This is a genomic window from Escherichia sp. KCJ4928 (assembly GCF_004352695.1).
GTDB lineage: Bacteria > Pseudomonadota > Gammaproteobacteria > Enterobacterales > Enterobacteriaceae > ECMA0423.
Window position 1 is genome coordinate 1 of the sequence record NZ_SJWV01000578.1, and the last position, 520, is coordinate 520.

1 protein-coding gene and 1 pseudogene are annotated in these 520 nt (G+C 55.0%); both read right to left on the reverse strand.

Annotation, left to right across the window (positions count from 1 at the left end; translation table 11 throughout):
* Positions 1 to 64 (reverse strand): annotated as a pseudogene (locus E0D98_RS27690) (toxin); the annotation flags it as partial.
* 46 nt (positions 65 to 110) lie between these two features.
* Complete coding sequence (locus E0D98_RS25680; protein WP_001280952.1) at positions 111 to 485, reverse strand: type IV toxin-antitoxin system YeeU family antitoxin; 375 nt, start codon at positions 483 to 485, stop codon at positions 111 to 113.
* Positions 486 to 520: the final 35 nt, after the last annotated feature.

Below are 520 nucleotides of genomic sequence, written 5' to 3' on the forward strand. Positions count from 1 at the left end.
AGATGGTGACGGGAGACGGGCAGCGAGATACCTCCCGTACATGTGTGTCGGATAATGTTTTCATCTTAAGTTCTCTGTAACTGGTAGTGCTAAAGGTGAGAGCTTCGGGGTTATGAGGTGGTTGCGGGTGCCTGTGCCGGATAAACAGCCAGATAAACGTAACCACAGGAGCCGAGGGTGTCGGCTTCGCAGGTCAGCCCTTTTGCATACAGCGTGACGGTATGCTGATTTCGGGGATTCAGTTCACCGCTGGTGAGCATGAGCTCCAGTTGTTTCATCAGCAGCGGAAAGGCCTGGTCCAGATGGTATGCATCTGCGTCGCTGAAGCGGCCTCTGATACCGGCGCGGTCGGCAAGGTAATGCAGGCGGTTACCCTCCTGCACCAGACGGGCACCAAAACAGGGCCTCACTGTGCAGGGAAGCCCCCACCAGGGGCGGTCGTGATTGTCGTCGGGATGAGTTATCCCGGAGAGTTTGTCTGACACGATAAAATCCTCTCTGAAAAGTGGTTAAGAATGGT